This window comes from Pseudonocardia pini (genome assembly GCF_013870575.1).
Taxonomy (GTDB): Bacteria; Actinomycetota; Actinomycetes; order Mycobacteriales; family Pseudonocardiaceae; genus Pseudonocardia; species Pseudonocardia pini.
In genome coordinates, this window is the sequence record NZ_JACBXB010000878.1 from 1 (window position 1) to 2093 (window position 2093).

General features: G+C 74.4%; 4 protein-coding genes. All 4 read left to right on the forward strand.

Going from position 1 to position 2093, the window contains the following annotated elements; translation table 11 throughout:
• Positions 1-127 (forward strand): GNAT family N-acetyltransferase (locus H5J29_RS30260; protein WP_181784366.1); only part of this gene is annotated, 127 nt, incomplete at its 5' end.
• Between the two features lie 143 nt (positions 128-270).
• Positions 271-471, forward strand: a complete 201-nt coding sequence (locus H5J29_RS30265; RefSeq protein WP_181784367.1) for a cold-shock protein — start codon at positions 271-273, stop codon at positions 469-471.
• A 267-nt stretch (positions 472-738) separates the two neighbouring features.
• Complete coding sequence (locus tag H5J29_RS30270) at positions 739-1647, forward strand: sigma-70 family RNA polymerase sigma factor (protein ID WP_181784368.1); 909 nt, start codon at positions 739-741, stop codon at positions 1645-1647.
• Between the two features lie 132 nt (positions 1648-1779).
• The coding region (locus H5J29_RS30275) for a class I SAM-dependent methyltransferase (protein WP_220188120.1) at positions 1780-2093 on the forward strand (314 nt) is incomplete at its 3' end.

Below are 2093 nucleotides of genomic sequence, written 5' to 3' on the forward strand. Positions count from 1 at the left end.
ACCCGCCGTTCTCGACGCGCAGACCTCCGCGCGCGGGCTGTACGAGCGGTTCGGGTTCGAGGCGACCGGTGCGGAGTTCGACGAGGACGGGATCCCGCACGTCAGGATGGTGCGCGCCGGTACCTGAGACGGTGGGCCCGCCCGGTCCCGAGCGGTTCCGCAGGGTGTCGCCAGGGCGTACCGTCGACGTACACCAGTTCTCGAGACGGGGCCCTGCCCCCGGTCGCCCGATCCACGAATCCCCACGGCCGGCACAGGAGGCGACGCGTCATGGCGACAGGAACGGTCAGCTGGTTCGACCCACAAACCGGGACCGGCATCATCGTCTGCGACGACGGCACCGAGGTCGTCGTCCGCCGGGACCAGATCGACGGCGGGGGCTTCCAGAGCCTGCGGACCTCGGACCGGGTGGCGTTCGCGCTGCGCGAGGAGGGCGACGGGTACGAGGCGATGGGCGTCTACCTGCCCTGACGCGGCCTGCGCTGGTCGACAGACCGCGGGGGACGCCGTAGCGTCGAAAGGGCAGCGGTGCCCGCCTGTAGGCCTCGGACATCCACGAACGAGCCGAGCCACCGGCACGAGGGAGTCCGCATGTCCGCCCGTCCCGCACCCGCCCGTCCGGCACCCGCGCGACCCGTTGCGCCTCGGACGCTCGGCAGGCCCCGGGGCGCCCCCAGAACAGCGGGAGGGGCCGCCGACGACGTCGACCCTTCCCGTGTCGTACCCCTCCTCACGGCGGTGCCCGACGCCGTCCGCGCCTACCTCGACCGCATCGGGCGCATCCCGCTGCTCACCGCGGCGGAGGAGGTCGGGCTCGGTACCCGCATCGAGGCGGGCGTGCTCGCCGGGGAGCGGCTCGCGGGCCTGGACGTCGCCTCCGCCGCGCTGCGCCGCGACCTCCGCGGGCTGGTCCGGGACGGCGACCGGGCACGGGAGGCGCTGATCGCCGCCAACCTGCGGCTCGTGGTGTCGATCGCCCGGCGCTACCCCACGGTGGGTGTCACGCTGCTGGACCTGATCCAGGAGGGCAACGTCGGGTTGATGCGGGCCGTCGCCAAGTTCGACCACACCCGCGGGTACAAGTTCTCGACGTACGTGACGTGGTGGATCCGCCAGGGCATCGGCCGGGCCCGCGCCGAGCAGTCCCGCACGATCCGGCTGCCCGCCAACCGGGCCGCACAGCTGGTCCAGGTGGTCGGCACCCGCGGGCGGCTGACCCAGGAGCTCGACCGCAACCCCACCGTCGCGGAGATCGGCGCCCAGCTCGGTCTGCCGACCCACGTGGTCGCACAGCTGCTCGACCACGCCCGCACCCCGATCTCGCTCGACCTGCCGCTCGACGAGTCGGGCGCCACCACCGTCGGCGACATCCTGGTGGACCCGCGGGCCTCCGACCCCCAGCTGCTCGCGGTGGCCGAGGCCTGCCGTCGTCAGGTCGCGACGGTGCTCGCCACCCTCCCGGCACGCGAGGCGAGCATCGTGCGGCTACGGTTCGGCTTCGTCGACGGGCGGCGGCACACCCACCAGGAGATCGGCGTGCGCTACGGCGTCAGTCGCGAGCGGATCCGCCAGATCGAGGAACGCACGATGAACGCGCTGCGCCATCCCGCGCGTTCGGGGCCCTTGCGCGAGTTCGTCCAGCAGTAGCCACACCCCGGTCGCGACCGTCGCGCCGGGCACCGACACCGGGCGTCGCCCGGGGGAACCGAGGACCGACGTGTCGTCCCGACCTGCCCGTCCCTCCGACCGGGACCTCCCGGCCCGCGGACGGGTGCGGACGTGAGCCCCCGGCCTGCGCAGGCCGACCCCGCCGCACCGGAGGTGCCGACGGGTCTGCACGGGCTCGACCGGAGCTCGATCGAGCTGCCCCACGGGCGGATCGACCTGGTCCACCCGCGGGACGCGATGGCCCGGCTCTACGAGCTGAACTTCGGTCTCGACGGCCAGGACCCGCCCTACTGGGCCGAGCCCTGGCCCGCCGGGGTCGAGCTCGCCCGGGCCGTGTCGGGTGCCGTCCCGATGGGGGCCCGGGTGCTCGAGCTGGGGTGCGGGCTGGCCCTGCCGAGCCGGACCGCCGTGAGCATCGCGCCTCC

What these genes read in the sequence shown, in the direction of transcription:
- H5J29_RS30265 (WP_181784367.1), top strand. Translation starts at nt 271, where the DNA reads ATGGCGACAGGAACGGTCAGCTGGTTCGACCCACAAACCGGGACCGGC.